This is a genomic window from Nocardia sp. NPDC005978 (genome assembly GCF_040614455.1).
Classification (GTDB): domain Bacteria; phylum Actinomycetota; class Actinomycetes; order Mycobacteriales; family Mycobacteriaceae; genus Nocardia.
The window spans coordinates 73,844-87,775 of the sequence record NZ_JBEXUS010000015.1; the positions used below are offsets into that span (position 1 = coordinate 73,844).

At 70.3% G+C, this 13,932-nt stretch carries 13 protein-coding genes; 3 read left to right on the forward strand and 10 right to left on the reverse strand.

Annotated elements, in window-relative coordinates; all coding sequences use genetic code 11:
* Positions 1-27: 27 nt before the first annotated feature.
* The gene (locus tag ABZ319_RS09690; RefSeq protein ID WP_354985928.1) at positions 28-1,170 is read right to left on the reverse strand and encodes a GDSL-type esterase/lipase family protein; all 1,143 of its coding nucleotides are present in this window, start codon (positions 1,168-1,170) and stop codon (positions 28-30) included.
* A 109-nt stretch (positions 1,171-1,279) separates the two neighbouring features.
* Between ABZ319_RS09690 and ABZ319_RS09695 the strand changes: the two genes are divergently transcribed.
* Positions 1,280-1,753: a MarR family transcriptional regulator gene (locus tag ABZ319_RS09695; protein ID WP_354985929.1), complete on the forward strand. Its 474-nt coding sequence runs from the start codon at positions 1,280-1,282 to the stop codon at positions 1,751-1,753.
* On the opposite strand, the gene ABZ319_RS09700 is transcribed toward ABZ319_RS09695, so the two are convergent.
* The 4 genes from ABZ319_RS09700 to ABZ319_RS09715 all read right to left on the reverse strand — a co-directional run bounded on the left by ABZ319_RS09700 (position 1,743) and on the right by ABZ319_RS09715 (position 6,817).
* On the reverse strand, positions 1,743-3,803 hold the full coding sequence (locus ABZ319_RS09700) for a 5-oxoprolinase/urea amidolyase family protein (protein ID WP_354985930.1): 2,061 nt from the start codon (positions 3,801-3,803) through the stop codon (positions 1,743-1,745). The genes ABZ319_RS09695 and ABZ319_RS09700 overlap by 11 nt on opposite strands.
* Entirely contained in the window at positions 3,800-4,417 is a 618-nt protein-coding gene (locus ABZ319_RS09705) for an urea amidolyase associated protein UAAP2 (protein WP_354985931.1), read from the reverse strand. Before ABZ319_RS09705 ends, ABZ319_RS09700 begins: the two co-directional genes overlap by 4 nt.
* Positions 4,414-5,166: a DUF1989 domain-containing protein gene (locus tag ABZ319_RS09710; protein WP_354985932.1), complete on the reverse strand. Its 753-nt coding sequence runs from the start codon at positions 5,164-5,166 to the stop codon at positions 4,414-4,416. Before ABZ319_RS09710 ends, ABZ319_RS09705 begins: the two co-directional genes overlap by 4 nt.
* An 82-nt stretch (positions 5,167-5,248) precedes the next feature.
* Complete coding sequence (locus tag ABZ319_RS09715) at positions 5,249-6,817, reverse strand: amino acid permease (protein ID WP_354985933.1); 1,569 nt, start codon at positions 6,815-6,817, stop codon at positions 5,249-5,251.
* Positions 6,818-7,035: 218 nt separating this feature from the next.
* On the opposite strand from ABZ319_RS09715, the gene ABZ319_RS09720 reads away from it, so the two are divergent.
* Entirely contained in the window at positions 7,036-7,689 is a 654-nt protein-coding gene (locus tag ABZ319_RS09720; protein ID WP_354985934.1) for a TetR/AcrR family transcriptional regulator, read from the forward strand.
* A 13-nt stretch (positions 7,690-7,702) separates the two neighbouring features.
* On the opposite strand, the gene ABZ319_RS09725 is transcribed toward ABZ319_RS09720, so the two are convergent.
* A complete protein-coding gene (locus ABZ319_RS09725; protein WP_354985960.1) occupies positions 7,703-8,962 on the reverse strand; it encodes a TerD family protein in 1,260 nt (419 codons plus the stop codon).
* A 349-nt stretch (positions 8,963-9,311) separates the two neighbouring features.
* Here ABZ319_RS09725 and ABZ319_RS09730 point away from each other — a divergent pair, with 349 nt between their 5' ends.
* A complete protein-coding gene (locus tag ABZ319_RS09730) occupies positions 9,312-10,988 on the forward strand; it encodes an MFS transporter (protein ID WP_354985935.1) in 1,677 nt (558 codons plus the stop codon).
* 20 nt (positions 10,989-11,008) lie between these two features.
* Here ABZ319_RS09730 and ABZ319_RS09735 read toward each other — a convergent pair whose 3' ends face one another.
* The 4 genes from ABZ319_RS09735 to ABZ319_RS09750 all read right to left on the reverse strand — a co-directional run bounded on the left by ABZ319_RS09735 (position 11,009) and on the right by ABZ319_RS09750 (position 13,932).
* Entirely contained in the window at positions 11,009-11,425 is a 417-nt protein-coding gene (locus ABZ319_RS09735) for an NUDIX domain-containing protein (RefSeq protein ID WP_354985936.1), read from the reverse strand.
* A gap of 13 nt (positions 11,426-11,438) precedes the next feature.
* A complete protein-coding gene (locus ABZ319_RS09740) occupies positions 11,439-11,969 on the reverse strand; it encodes a hypothetical protein (RefSeq protein ID WP_354985937.1) in 531 nt (176 codons plus the stop codon).
* Positions 11,970-12,067: 98 nt separating this feature from the next.
* Positions 12,068-12,943 (reverse strand): N-acetylmuramoyl-L-alanine amidase, encoded by an 876-nt coding sequence (locus ABZ319_RS09745; RefSeq protein ID WP_354985938.1) that lies wholly within the window; start codon positions 12,941-12,943, stop codon positions 12,068-12,070.
* Positions 12,944-13,134: 191 nt separating this feature from the next.
* Entirely contained in the window at positions 13,135-13,932 is a 798-nt protein-coding gene (locus ABZ319_RS09750; protein ID WP_354985939.1) for a family 1 encapsulin nanocompartment shell protein, read from the reverse strand.

The following is a 13,932-nucleotide window of genomic DNA, read 5'->3' on the forward strand; positions in this document are numbered from 1 at the left end:
TCACCTCGGTGATCGCCACCGGCGGACCTATACGGTTGCGGGGGTGGGGGTTTCGGTGAAGGCGGGGATGGTTGCCGTTTCGGCCATGGCGCGGGCGCCCGCGTCGTTCAGGTGCATGCCGTCGCCGCTGTCGTAGTCGGGGCGGATGAAGCCGGGGCGGGCCGGATCCTCCACCGCCGCGGCCACGTCGAAGACGGCGTCGAACAGGGGGGAATCGCGGAGCCAGGCGTTGACCTCGGTGCGGACCGGCAGGCCGTCGGCGACGGTCAGGCCGGGGTAGATCGCGCCGGCGAAGGGGCCGATCGTGTTCACGTAGATCGGCAGGCCCGCCGCGTGGGACCGGCGCGCCAATTCGGTGTAGCCGGCGATCAATTCGGCCGCGGTCGCCGCGCCCGCCAGGATCAGGTCGTTGATGCCGAAGTTGACCCAGACCGCGGCCACGCCGGGCACCGCGAGCACGTCGCGGTCGAAACGGGTCAGGCCGCGCTCGCCGATCTGATCGCTCAGCAGCCGGCTGCCGGAGATGCCCTGGTTCACCGCCCAGCCGCGGGTCAGGCGGGCGTTGAGCACATCCACCGAGCGGCGGTTGGCCCCGTGCGTGGAACCCACGCCCTCGAACCAGGAATCGCCGAACGCGACCAGGACCGGCGTCGCCGCCGCGGTGAAAACGTCCACGCCGGTGAGGAAGTAGCGCGAGGTGGTCTCCTCGGCGCCGGGCAGCGCGCCCGCGCCGGTGTGGTCACCGGCGACGACCCAGCCGGACTCACCCGGCAGCTGGGAGAAGGCCGCGGGTCCGGTCGGCTCCGGGAAGTACAGGCTCAGGACGATGTCCGTGCCCGCGGTCACGGCCAGATCGACAGGGTCGCTGACGATTTCGCCGCCCGCCGGAATCCGGGCCGCGGTCGCACCGCCGAACCGGAGCACGTGCTCGTCGGCGCTCACGATCGCGTCCCCATTCTCGCGCGGCGCCACGCGCGCCGCGCCGATCACCAATTCGGTTGCGGCGTACCGATTGCTCAGGCGCACCCGCAGTCGCGAGCCGCCACCGGCCAGGCGCACCACCTGGCGCAGCGTCTCCCCGGCGAATTCGCGCGATTCCGCCAGCCGAATCTCCTCGGCGGGGTTCACCAGCGGGGTGCGGAAGCCGGCGATCCAGTCCTGTGTGCTCATCGAAACCTCATTTAGTTGCAGTGCGGAATATTGCTTGAGCAACAACATACCCGGAATGTTCCTCATGTCAACTATCCGCAGTGAAACTTCTTGGTCTAGGCTGACTCGTGTGGACCCCCAGCAACTCTTCGACGACCCCAGGCTGACCGCGGCCGGCCTGCTCTTCGAGGCGCACGCCGGCCTGGTGGCCCGGCTCGAGCCCAGCTATCGCGACAGCGGACTCTCGAGCCTGGACCTCAATGCCCTGATGCGCCTGACCCGTTCGCCCGGCCGCAGGCTCCGCATGACGGATCTGGCGGGGCAGACGCGCCTGTCCACCAGCGGTGTCACCCGCCTGGTGGACAGGCTGGAACGCAACGGATTCGTCCGCCGGGAAGCGGACCCGACCGACCGGCGCAGCTCCTACGCCGTCCTGACCGAGGCGGGCGCGGCGAGCGTCGCCCAGGCCCTGCCCGCCTACCTGGACGGCGTCGACACCTGGCTCACCGGCCTGCTCGACCCCGCCCAGCTGACGGCCCTGCTCGACGCGCTGCGCGTCATCCGCGACGCCACCAACCCCGACGCCACCCGGATCACCGGCTAGCGGTCAGCTCGCCCGCTTCGCGCCACGAATTGCGTTCCGCTGTGAAGGCTTTCGACTGACCGGCCCGGAAATCGGCGATGGACCCGGCGTTGTCGGCCAGGAACCGGCGATAGTCGGCGAGCCGGAACTCGCCGTCCTGGGCCAGCAGCTCACCGCGCCCGGCCGCCACGTCGGCGCGCAGATCCAGCAGCTCGTCCGCGCTCACCGGATACCAGCTGATCCGGTCGAAATACCGGAGCAGCCAGGGATCTTCGCCGACGCCGGTGGATCGGTGATTCCACACCTGGGTCGTGCGGCCCACGAACTGGTAGCCGCCGGGACCCTCCATCCCGTAGATGCACAGGTACGCGCCGCCGATGCCGACCGCGTTCTCCGGGGTCCAGGTCCGGGCCGGGTTGTACTTGGTGGTGACCAGGCGGTGCCGCGGATCGGTGGGGGTGGCCACCGGCGCGCCCAGGTACACATCACCCAGGCCCAGCACGAGGTACTCGGCCGCGAAGACGGTGTCGAAGACCTCGTCCACGGTGGCCAGACCGTTTGCGCGCCGGATGAATTCGATGTTCCACGGGCACCACGGCGCGTCGGCGCGCACGCCGTGCATGTAGCGCGTGATGGCCTCGCGGGTGGAGGGGTCGTCCCAGGACAGCGGCAGCCGCACGGTCCGGCTGGGCACCACCAGCTCGTCCGCGGCGGGCAGTTCGTCCTCCACCTCGGCCAGCAGGTCGAGCAGCTTGCGGGTCGGCAGCCGATCGGGATCGGTGCGCACCTGGAGCGAACGGATGCCCGGGGTGAGTTCGGTGACGCCCGGCTCCGAGCGCGCCAGCATGGCCTGGTGCAGGGCGTGCACGCGGGCGCGCAGCTCCAGATCCAGTGTCATGTCGCCGTATTCGACCAGCAGGCCGTCGTTTCCTGCCCGCCGGTAGGTGACCGCGGGCGCGTCACCGTCCGAGCCGTCGCGGCGGGCCAGCACCCCGTCGTCGCCGTCTCCGCCGGCGGACAGCACGATCGGCCAGGCAGCCCGCCGTTCGGCGCCCAGCTCACGCAGCGAGGCCGCCCGCTCCGCGCGCACCGGCACGAAGCGCACCTTGTCGCCCGGGGTGAGCTGGCCGAGCTTCCAGCGGTCGGCCGCCACCACCGTGACCGGGCAGACGAACCCGCCCAGGCTCGGGCCGTCCGGGCCGAGCAGAATCGGGGTGTCGCCCGTGAAGTCCAGCGCGCCTATGGAATACGCCGTGTCGTGAATGTTCGAGGGGTGCATGCCCGCCTCGCCCCCGTCGGGCCGCGCCCACTGCGGTTTCGGCCCGATGAGCCGCACGCCGGTCCGATCGGAGTTGAAGTGCACCTCGTAGTCGGTGCCGATGATGGTGTCGAAGTCGTTGCGGGTGAAGAACTCCGGCGCACCGTGCGGTCCCTCGGTGACCGCCAGCTCCCAGCGGCGGGTGAGCACCGGCTGATCGTCGCCGGGCACCCCGGCGGTCACCCTGCCCGGCGCGCCCAGCGCGAACTCGTCCTGCGCCAGCAGCGCCCGGCCGTTGCCGCCGCCGAACTTGCCCAGGGTGAAAGTCGAACGGCTGCCGAGGTATTCGGGCACCTCGATGCCGCCCGCGACGAGTACGTAGCACCGCATGCCCGGCCCGCGCACCGCGCCGATCTCCAGCACGCCGCCCGCGGGCACCGGGACGCTGCGCCACTGCCGCACGGGCCGCCCGTTCACCGTGACGGGTACCGGCGCGCCGGTGACGCAGACGTGGGTGGGCTCGTCGAACCGCAGCGCCGGACCGCTGAGCACGCATTCGAGCCCGGCCGCGCCCTCGGGGTTGCCCAGCGCCCGGTTGCCGAGCCGGAACGACAGATCGTCCATCGGACCCGACGGCGGTACGCCCACGTGCCAGTAGCCCACGCGGCCGGGCCAGTCCTGCACGGTGGTCTGCGCGCCGGGGCGCACCACGTGCAGGGTGGGCGCGGCCGCCGGTGCGGTGTGGTCGCCGTCGGCGGGCTCGGTCGAGTGCGGGGTGGTCGCCGCCGCGCCGCCGCTCAGCGTGGCGGTCATCGGGTCACCACCATGCGCACCGGCGTGGGGTCGAAACCGTTGCAGGGGTTGTTGATCTGCGGGCAGTTCGACACCAGGACCAGGGTGTCGATCTCCGCGCGCAGGGTGATGGTCTTGCCCGGCGCGGACAGTCCGTCCACGATGCCCAGGGTGCCGTCGGCCTCGACCGGGACGTTCATGAACCAGTTGATGTTGGAGACCAGATCCCGTTTGCCCAGGCCCCACTTCATGGCTTCGAACAGGAAGTTCTCCACGCAGGCGTGCTGGTGCCGGGTGTGGTGGCCGTAGCGCAGGGTGTTGGACTCCTGGGAGCACGCGCCGGCCACGGTGTCGTGGTTGCCGACCTCGTCGGCGATCACGGTCATGAGCGCAGCGCCGGAATCGGTGCGCAGCACGCTGCCGGTGCTCAGGAAGATGTTGCGCTGGGCGGTGACGGTGGCCTGGGCGCTGTAGCGCTCGGTGTGGTCGGCGGCCGAGTACAGCAGGCAGTCCACGGCCTGGTTGCCGTGCAGGTCGATGATCTCGAGCTGCTCACCGGCGCGCACGACCGTGGACCACGGCGCGCTGGCGGGGACGATCTCGTCCAGGACGACGGTGCGGGCTGCGGTGATCATGCGTGGGCCTCCAGAGTGCGGGCGTGCCAGTCCTGTTCGGTGTTCTCCACCGCGCGCAGGTATTCCGGATCGGTGTTGGGGGTCGCGGCCGGATCGGCGGGCGCGGCCCAGGCCACCAGATCGAGATCGGTGGTCGGCGCGGGATCGAGCGGATGTTCGGCATTGGCCACGAGCAGGGTGACGGGTAGGTGCACGAGCAGTTCGACCGCCGCCCCCGCGCCCGCGCCGCCGGTGGGGGTGAGCCCGCCGTCCGGTTCGACCCGCACACCGCGGAAGAACGAGACCGAGGGGCCGATGTCGCGGGGTTCGAGGCCCTGCTTGACCCCGGCCATCCGCAGTTGCCGGCGCGCGAGGTCCGAAGGGCCGCACAGGGTGTCGTGGTGTCCGGAGGTATCGGTCAGCAGGGTGGCCAGCACCCGCCCCTGATCCGAGAGCAGGGGATGACCCGCCCCCAGGTACGCCTGCCACGGCACCTTCACGGTGTCGGCGACATTGAGCCGCTCCCAGGGAGATTCGGCGCGCAGGAGCAGCAGGTGCGCGCAGGCCGACCCCGCCGGGTCGGACAGGCGCACCCGGGTGCCCCGGGCGAGCACGACATTCGCGTAGCCACCCGACGGAATCCGCTGGGCGAGAGTGATGCTCGCGGGATCGATCCCCGCGGGCAGTTCCGGCCCGGTGCGGGTCGCGGCCGCTGCCTGCGACCGGGCATGCGCCCGGGCGCTCGTGGTGTCCGCGGTGTTCGTCGTCATGGGTACTCCTTCCCTGCGCCGCTCACCGGTGAGCGGCGGCCGGATGTGATTGCGCGATGTCGTAGTCGGCCCGGGGCCGGGATCAGGCCGGCTCGACGGCGGGTTCCACCGCGGGCGTGCGGGTTTCGGCGACGGCGGGTCGGGTCGTCACGGTGCGGTACACCACCGTGCCGATGGCCACCGAGAGCAGCACGAACAGCGGTGCGGCCCAGAGCATCCACCAGCCGCCGCCCTGCGGGGTGTAGATCTCCGGACGCGGCCAGGCCAGGTTGACCGCCATGGCCAGACCCCAGGCGACCGCGGCGATGTTCACCGGAATTCCCCAGCGCCCCAGGCTGAACAGCGGGGTGCCGTCGGCGTCGGTGCGCTCGAAGCCGTGCGTGCCCTTGATCCGGCGGATCAGCAGCGGCACGGTCACCAGCGCGTACGCCAGGTAGATCATGACGATGCAGACGCTCGCCAGGGTCGCGAAGATGGCCGGGTTCCCGAGATTGACCACCAGCAGCGCGATGCCGAGCACGCCGATGACCACCGCGGGCAGCACCGGGGTGCCGTAGCGCGGATGCACCGCGGCCAGCTGGGTCGCGAAGGGGAGCTTGCCGTCGCGGGCCATGGAGAACAGCAGCCGCGATCCTGCCGTCTGGATCGCCAGGGTGCACACGATGACGGCCACCGCGACACAGCCCAGCACAACCTTGCCCGCCGGGGTTCCGAGCTTGGCGGTGATGACGTAGCCCAGGCCCTCGGCCCCGAGCGCGCCGTCGGTCAGGCTGGGCGCGGCCATGAGCGCGCCGAGCAGGATCAGCCCGCCGCCCAGCGCGGAGGCGGTCAGCGCGCTGAGAATGGTGCGCGGCGCGACCTGGCGCGGATTCTTGGTCTCCTCGGAAAGCTCACCGGCGGAATTGAATCCGACCATGACGTAGGCGGCCATCAGGCCCGAGACCAGGAAGGCGGCCCAGTACGGCCCGGGCGCGGCGGTGTCGGTCTGCAGCACCACGGCGGGCCCGCGTTCGGCGTGGGTGAAGAACAGCGCGATCACCGCGGCGACGCCGACGATCTCGATCGTCACGCCGATGGAATTGATCTTCGACATGAGATCGATGCCGATGACGTTGATGGTCGTGGTGAACGCCAGCAGCACGCTGCCCAGCAGCACCGCGTTCATCGCCCCGTCCGCCGAGGTCAGCGCCGTCTCGGTGCCGATGAGCTGGAAGCCGTCCCAGATCGAGGGCAGCACCACCTGCAGCGCGATGGCGGCCGCGGCGGCGGTGACGATCTGCGCGATCACCATCATCCAGCCGGCGAACCAGCCCACCGCCTCGCCGCCGAGGCGGCGGGCCCACTGGTAGATGGCGCCCGAGATCGGGTAGCGCGCAGCCAGTTCGGCGAAGTTCAGGGCGACCAGCAGCTGGCCCAGGAACACCAGCGGCCAGGTCCAGAAGAAGGCGGCCCCGCCGAAGGAGTAACCGAGGCCGAAGAATTGGAAGATCGTGGTCAGGATGGAGACGAAGGAGAAGCCGGCCGCGAAGGACGCGAAGCGGCCCAGCTTGCGGTGCAGGACGGGTTCGTAGCCGAAGCTGGCGAGGTCGGCGCCGTCGGCGGCGGTGCTCGACGGGTGGTCGGGGGTGCGGGACTCGGCGGAGGCAACCATCGGCGGATCTTTCGCAGCGGTGAATATCTATCGAGTGAAAGTTTTCCTACCGCGATCGCTCATCCGATGACGTGGATGTATCTGTCACGTCTCCCGGCGTAACTTCTGTATTGCGGGTATTTCTATCGAGTGACAGGAAACTCACGACGGGCCCGGACGGGCCGCGAGGCGGGTACGCGCCGCATCGTCCGCCCCGCCCGGTAGGACAGAATGAGGACGTGACCCAAGTCGGACCCGGACGTCCAAGGCTCGAACCCCGCCGCCGGGCGGGACAGACGCCGCGCGCCGAAATCCTGGACGCCGCCGCCGAACTCTTCACCGCCAACGGCTACGGCAGCACCTCCACCCGCGGCATCGCCGACGCGGTGGGCATCCGCCAGGCGTCGCTGTACCACCACTTCGCCTCCAAGGACGACATCCTGGACGCACTGCTGGCCGAAACCATCGCCGGGCCACTGGAATTGGCCGAACGCCTGGCCGCCGCGGCCACGGACCCGGCGGTGCGGCTCTACGCACTGGCCCTGTTCGACGTTCGCCAACTGTGCAGCGCCCGCTGGAATCTGGGCGCGCTGTACCTGCTGCCGGAACTGCGCAGCGAACGCTTCGCCGCCTTCCGGGAACGCCGCGACGAGCTCCGGCGGCACTACGAATCGCTCGCCGCCGCCGTCATCGCCGCGGCCGGGGACACGGCCGTCCCGGGCGCGGAACTGCTGCCCTTCCGGCTGGTCGAATCGGTCATCAATATGCGCTCGGACGAGGGGGAGTCACCCGAGTACGCCGAGCGGCTCATTCCCGACGCCGTGCTCCGGCTACTGGGGTGGAACGGCGACCTGGCCGAAATCCGGGTCGCCGCAACCGAATCGCTCGGCTAGCCGGGCAGGTCCCTCAGGACTTGCCCTTGGACGTGCCCCACTTCAGTTCCCAGCGGTAGGTCTGGTCCACCGCGAGCTTGCCCCAGAAACGGTGACCGTCCGGCGGGCGCACGAACACGCCCTCGCGCCGCACCACCAGTTCGCCGTCGATGTTCTCGATCAGCGCCAGCACCATCTCGCGGGAGTCGTCGACGCAGCCGCTGACCTCCATCTCGATGGGCGGGGAGTTGCGCGGGTACAGCGTGGCGGTGGCGTGCACGCCCCGGAAGTCCTGCGCGCCCTCGTACAGCGAGGCGAAGACCAGGATGCGGCGGAACCGCGCGGTGTGATCGAGATTGATGGACAGGTTCTCGCCGCCCGCGCTCGCGCCGCTGCGGTCGTCCTGGTCCAGCTCGATGAACGGGGCGCGGTGCAGATTGCCCATGGTGTCCAGCGGGCTGATGCAGCCCTTGGTCCCGTCGGTCAGCTCCCAGAAGCAGCACAGGTCCAGATCCAGACCGCCGTTGCCGCCGCGCTTGCGCCCGAACAGTCCGCTGCTCGCCCCGGGCACCGACCAGTTCAGGTTGACCCGCATGATGCCGCCGGTCGCACCGGATTTGGTCAGCGAGATCGCCGGCGCTTCCTTGGTCAGCGAGATCTTGCCCAGGTTCACGGGCGCGGGCTGCGGCCGCGGCGGAACCGGCGGCTGCGGGTAATCCTGTTGCGGCGCTGCGTGATTCGGCTGCACCGACGGCGCGGGCTGGGCCTGCGCCGGCCCCGGATCGTCGACGGTGATGCCGAAATCGGTTGCCAGCCCGGCCAATCCGGCGGAATAGCCCTGCCCGACCGCGCGGAACTTCCACGCGCCCTGGCGGCGGTACAGCTCGCCCAGTACGAAGGCGGTCTCGGACGAGGCGTCGGCGGAGTCGAACCGCGCGATCTCCGCGCCGCCGGCGGCGTCGACCAGGCGCACGTGCAGACCGCGCAACTGCGCGAAGGTGCCGCCGTCGGACGAGGCGGCGATGACGATGGTCTCTATCTGCGGCTCGACTCGCGAGAGATCGACCGAGAGCGCGTCGACTGTCTGCGGTCCCTGGCGCTTGCCCTCGTAACGCACCGCGCCCGAGGCGTGCGCCGGCTGGTTGTAGAACACGAAATCGGCATCGGAGCGCACCCGGCCCCCGGCCAGCAGGAGTGCCGACGCATCGGCGTCCGGAACGCCGGGACCCCCCTCCCAACCCAGTTCGACACGCACCGCGTTCGCGGCCACCGGAACGTTGGAACCCTTCATCATCGACACGGGCTCCAACGTATCCGATTCGGACACCGGCTGTCCCCCTCCCGGAACCGTCCGCGGTCGGCGTTCGCGCCCGGGTCGGGGCGGCGTTTCGCGATCGTGCGGGTCTATGGCAAACCGGCGGCGGGCGGCGGCCGAGCAGCCTCCTCGCGCCGCGGCGAACGACTCGTTCGATTCGAAAAATGGTCCGGAACAGCCGAATCGCCTGCAACTCGTTGCCCGGCCGTGACCTTGGACTACCGACCGGCCGCCGCCAACTACACTGAGCGACAGTCATACGGCATATCGATAGCTACCTACTGGGATCAGTCCTTGGGCAAGGGCCCCACTGCGGCGGGAGCGAGAGATGACGGAAGCACGACGCGCGGACCTCGACGAGCCGGAATGGAATTCCGGCAGGAAATGGATCACGCTCGCGGTATTGGCGCTCGGCCTGTCCATGGTGGTGCTCGACGGCACCATCGTCACGGTCTCGCTGCCGGTCATCATCGCGGACCTCAATCTGAGTTTCACTCAGGCGCAATGGATCACGAGCATCTACGCGGTGGTGCTGGCCGCCCTGCTCATCACCGCGGGCAGGCTCGGCGACCGGCTCGGGCGGCGCGCGGTCTTCGCCGTCGGCGTGCTGATCTTCCTCGCGGGCAGCGTGCTGGCCGCCTCGGCCACCGCCGCCTGGCCGCTCATCCTGGGCCGCATCGTGCAGGGCATCGGCGCCGCGGCGGTCATGCCGGGCACCCTCGCCACCATGAACGCGCTCTTCCGCGGGCGCGACCGCGTCATCGCCTTCGCCATCTGGGGTTCGGTCATCGCGGGGGTCGCGGCCATCGGCCCGCTGGTCGGCGGCTGGCTGACCACGAACTACACCTGGCCCTGGATCTTCCTGGTCAACATCCCGCTCGGCGCGCTCGTGCTCATCGGCCTCGTGCTCTTCGTGCCCGAAACCAAGATGAAGCACAGTGCGCCCGGCCTCGACATCGACGGCTTCCTCCTGAGCGCGGCCGGGTTCGCCCTCATCGTGTTCGCCCTCATCGAGGGGCAGACCTACGGCTGGTGGAAGCCGCTGCGCGACTTCCCGCTCGCCGGATTCACCTGGTCGGCCACCGCGCCCATCTCCCCGGTCCCGATCCTGCTCGCGCTCGGCGCGCTGGCGCTGTTCCTGTTCATCAAATGGGAGCTGCACCGCAATCTCATCGGCCGCTCGGCGCTGCTGGACCCGCATCTGTTCCGTATTCCGAGCTTCCGCTGGGGCAACATCACCGCCTTCGCGGTCGCGCTCGGCGAATTCGGCCTGCTGTTCGTGCTGCCGCTGTTCATGGTGAACGTGCTCGGATTGTCCACGCTCGGTGCGGGTTACGTGCTCGCCGCGATGGCGGCCGGCGCGTTCCTGTCGGCCGGCGTCGCCGAGGGCCTGGTGCGCAAGGTCGGCGCGGTGCGGGTGGTGCAGATCGGCCTGGCCCTGGAGGCGGTGTCCATCGCGGTGGCCGCGATCTGCGTGACGCCGCACATCTCCCCGGTGTGGCTGGCGGTCATCCTGGTCGGCTACGGGCTCGGGCTCGGTATGGCCTCGGCGCAGCTCACCGGGACCGTGCTCGGCGATGTGCCCGCCGAGTATTCGGGGCAGGGCTCGGCGACCCAGAGCACCGTGCGCCAGCTCGGCTCGGCCTTCGGCGTCGCGGTCGTCGGCGCGCTGTTGTCGGTGGCGCTGGGCCACGATCTGCCGCGCCGCCTCGACGACGTGACCGAGCTGCCCGCCGCGGCCGCCGACACCGTCGCGACCGCCACCCGCGAGTCCGCGGGCGGGGCCATCGAGGGCGTGCGCGAACACGGCGGCGCACCCGCGGTGCTGGACGCGCTGGAACAGGGCTTCACCGACGCCACCCGCACCACGCTGCTGGCCGCGGCCATCTTCCTGGCCCTCGGCCTGGCCGCGGCCACCAAGATTCCGCACCGGGCGACCGCCGCCGAGACGGTCGGCACCCCGTCCGGCCTCGAAAAGACCACGACGGCGGGCGAATCCGACTGATCCCGCGAGCCCGGTGAGACTCAGGGATCGATGAGATCCAGCCCGCGCAGCCGCTCGAAGACCAGCAGCGACCCCGGAGCCACGTGCGGCATGGCGGCGTACTCGCCGAGCGTGAAGTAGCGCAGCTCGGCGATCTCGCCCGAAGCCCGCGGGTCCGCGCTCAACTCGCCGAGGTAGCACGTCATGTGCAGCCGGGTGCCCGGCGCGTGGCCGTACGCCTCGGCCTCGAAGACCCCGAGTTCGCGGACCGCCAGGGTCCGCACCCCGAGTTCCTCGCGGACCTCGCGGTGCAGGGCCGACTCCGGCGTCTCGCCCGGATCGATCTTGCCGCCCGCCATGTAGAAGACTTCTTTGCCCGTGGACCTGGCCTGCAACAGCCGACGGTCCCGGATGTACGCCAGTGCCGCTGTGCGAATCACGGCGTCCACCCTAGCCATCGGACCGCGGGGGTCAGCGGGTCGGCGGGGCGATCCGCCAGTGCTGCTGCAGCGCCTGCGCGATCTCGGGCAGCAGGGTCACCGGAATCCGCTTGTTCCGCAGCAGTTCCCGGATCTCGTTGACCTGCTCGCGCTTGCGCATGTCGTAGGCGTTGGCGACCGGGCGCACCACCGGCGGGATCGAGAGCAGCACCAGTTCGCCGTGCTCCTCGGAGCCGCCGTTGAGATCCAGGGCCAGGGACCAGCGGCCCTTCTCGTCGAGTGCGAACCGCCCCGCCACCACGCGGTCCCAGTCGATGCCCAGCGCGCCCCACGGGGTGCGCTGCACGATCGCCTGATCACTGAGCACCAGCCCGTCCCGGCCGAAGAGTAGGAACAGCACCGTGAGCCCCGCGGCGACGCCGAGCAGCAGACCGGTGAACACCCGGTTCCAGCCGAAGACCCCCGTCACGATCAGCGTGACGGCGACGGTCACCGCCACCGCCGCGACCCCGTAGGCCGCGGCCCGCCGCCCGGGCACCACGCCCGCCCGCACCATCGTCATAGCGCCCCAACCCTAGACATGCTCGCACTCCGCGATCGACCGGTCGTCACCGTACCGGCAGCGGCCGCGGCGTTCCAGCGGTCCCGGCGCCCGATCCGCTATTTCTGCTGTCGCAGCAACTCCAGAATCGTCTCGGTGTTGCGGCGCGCCAGGGTCGCCTCCCGATAGGTGGCCAGGACATAGGAGATCAGCGCACCGCGCCGAGCGCGATTGGGCGAGTCGGGCTTCTGATCCGGGTCGTCCTTGCCGTCGAGCAGGTCGACGGGATTGACATACCCGTCCCAGACCGTCTCGTTCCAGATGTCGGCCAGCCCCGCGCGAGTCCAGAACTGACCGTCCTTGATGTTGTAGAACACCTTCTGGAACACCGTGCGCACGGCGTGCGGCACGCCGACCTGGTTGTGGATCTCGCTGAGCTGCCGGTCGGACATATCCCCGCCACCTTCGTCGATGATGTTCCGTACATCCCGGCGGAACGCATCCATGTCGATGCCCGCGGGATCGATCTTGCCTTCGCTGCTGTACTCCTTGTGCCCGACCACATCGCCCCCGCCGAGCCGGCGCACGATCGCCGCGCAGCCCCGCCGGTAGGCGTCCAATTGCACCGGCGTCCAATCCGATCCGTCGCCCCGGGAGACGGCCTCGATGCCGATCGTGTGCCAATTGGCGTTGTCGGTGGGCCAGCCCGGCCAGCGGCCGCGCCCGGCATGCCAGCAGACGCCGGCCGCGATCACCCGATACAGACCGTCACGCTCCAGCACCAGTTGGGCGAGCGGGCCGGGTAGATCGGGACGGCCGTCCTGCACGATGCGCCAATCATTGGCGCCGCCGCCGGCCGTGTGATGGCACAGGACACCGCGGATGTCACGGAAGTCGCCGTGCCCGCGTTCTTTCCACCCGTCGTGTTCGAGGACTCGTAAGCCCGCGGCCCGCAATACATCGGCCAGCCAGACGGGATCGCCGCTCCACCCCATGATTTTCCCCCGCTCGTCCGGACTCAGCGCGGTATCAGCGGCAGGACAGCCGGTGCGGTCTCGGATGAGGCCGCGAATCGCGGTGAGTATCGATCGACAGGAGTTCGTTCACGCGGCCGGTCGCGGATCGGTCCGCACCCAGAGTGGGTGCGGACCGGCGTGTCGGCGGCTTGGTGCGGGACGGTCCGGTGTCAGGACTCCAGCGCCACGGCGGCTTCCGCGGTGTAGACCAGGAACGTCAGGCTCTCCTGGAAGTACAGCTGGACCGTGTCGGCGTCGTGCGAGAGATAGCCGATGGACAGGTCCTGCCCGATCTGCAGATCGAAGTCGCCGCCGCGGGTGGACAGCACGAACGCGCCGTCGATGGCCGGGGCCCAGATGATGTCGCCGTCGATGAGGCGTTCGATATGGGTGCGGATCGGATGCCCGTGGTCCGAGGTCTCACTGACCGCGGTGTACAGATCGGCGGACAGCAGCACCGAGTACGGGCCGTCCACACCGGCCAGCCGCAGCTTGGACAGGGCCTGGGCGACGGCCTCGGGGGTCAGCCGCTCATCGACCGGCAGCTTGACCGGTTCGCACACGCTCGAGGACCGCACCCCGGTGATGCCCGCTGCCGGGAAGCCCTCGAAGATGGCGCGATCCTCGGCGAAGGCGATCTTCTTCGCCGCCTCCTTGACCGCGTCCAGGTCGGTGTCCTTCGCGCCGCGTTCGACGTTGTCGAGCTCGGAGCGGTTCAGCACGAACGGCACCCGCAGTTCGACCAGCGGGAGCACCACGCGCTGCCTGGCCTGGATGCCCTCCCCGGGGGACGTGATCGGCGCGGTGCGCCCGACCGTGACCGCGGAGTAGTCGTCGCCGTGCGGTCCCGACAGATCGACCACGCGCCGACCGGCGATGTGCCGCTTGAAGGTTCGGCTCGCCTCCTCTTCGATCGCCGCCCAGGCGGCGGAGGTGATCGGAGCGAGTTCGCGGTGGAGGTTGTTCAT

What these genes read in the sequence shown, in the direction of transcription:
- ABZ319_RS09690 (WP_354985928.1), bottom strand. Translation starts at nt 1,170, where the DNA reads ATGAGCACACAGGACTGGATCGCCGGCTTCCGCACCCCGCTGGTGAAC.
- ABZ319_RS09700 (WP_354985930.1), bottom strand. Translation starts at nt 3,803, where the DNA reads ATGACCGCCACGCTGAGCGGCGGCGCGGCGGCGACCACCCCGCACTCG.
- ABZ319_RS09705 (WP_354985931.1), bottom strand. Translation starts at nt 4,417, where the DNA reads ATGATCACCGCAGCCCGCACCGTCGTCCTGGACGAGATCGTCCCCGCC.
- ABZ319_RS09710 (WP_354985932.1), bottom strand. Translation starts at nt 5,166, where the DNA reads ATGACGACGAACACCGCGGACACCACGAGCGCCCGGGCGCATGCCCGG.
- ABZ319_RS09715 (WP_354985933.1), bottom strand. Translation starts at nt 6,817, where the DNA reads ATGGTTGCCTCCGCCGAGTCCCGCACCCCCGACCACCCGTCGAGCACC.
- ABZ319_RS09725 (WP_354985960.1), bottom strand. Translation starts at nt 8,962, where the DNA reads ATGATGAAGGGTTCCAACGTTCCGGTGGCCGCGAACGCGGTGCGTGTC.
- ABZ319_RS09730 (WP_354985935.1), top strand. Translation starts at nt 9,312, where the DNA reads ATGACGGAAGCACGACGCGCGGACCTCGACGAGCCGGAATGGAATTCC.
- ABZ319_RS09735 (WP_354985936.1), bottom strand. Translation starts at nt 11,425, where the DNA reads ATGGCTAGGGTGGACGCCGTGATTCGCACAGCGGCACTGGCGTACATC.
- ABZ319_RS09740 (WP_354985937.1), bottom strand. Translation starts at nt 11,969, where the DNA reads ATGACGATGGTGCGGGCGGGCGTGGTGCCCGGGCGGCGGGCCGCGGCC.
- ABZ319_RS09745 (WP_354985938.1), bottom strand. Translation starts at nt 12,943, where the DNA reads ATGGGGTGGAGCGGCGATCCCGTCTGGCTGGCCGATGTATTGCGGGCC.
- ABZ319_RS09750 (WP_354985939.1), bottom strand. Translation starts at nt 13,932, where the DNA reads ATGAACAACCTCCACCGCGAACTCGCTCCGATCACCTCCGCCGCCTGG.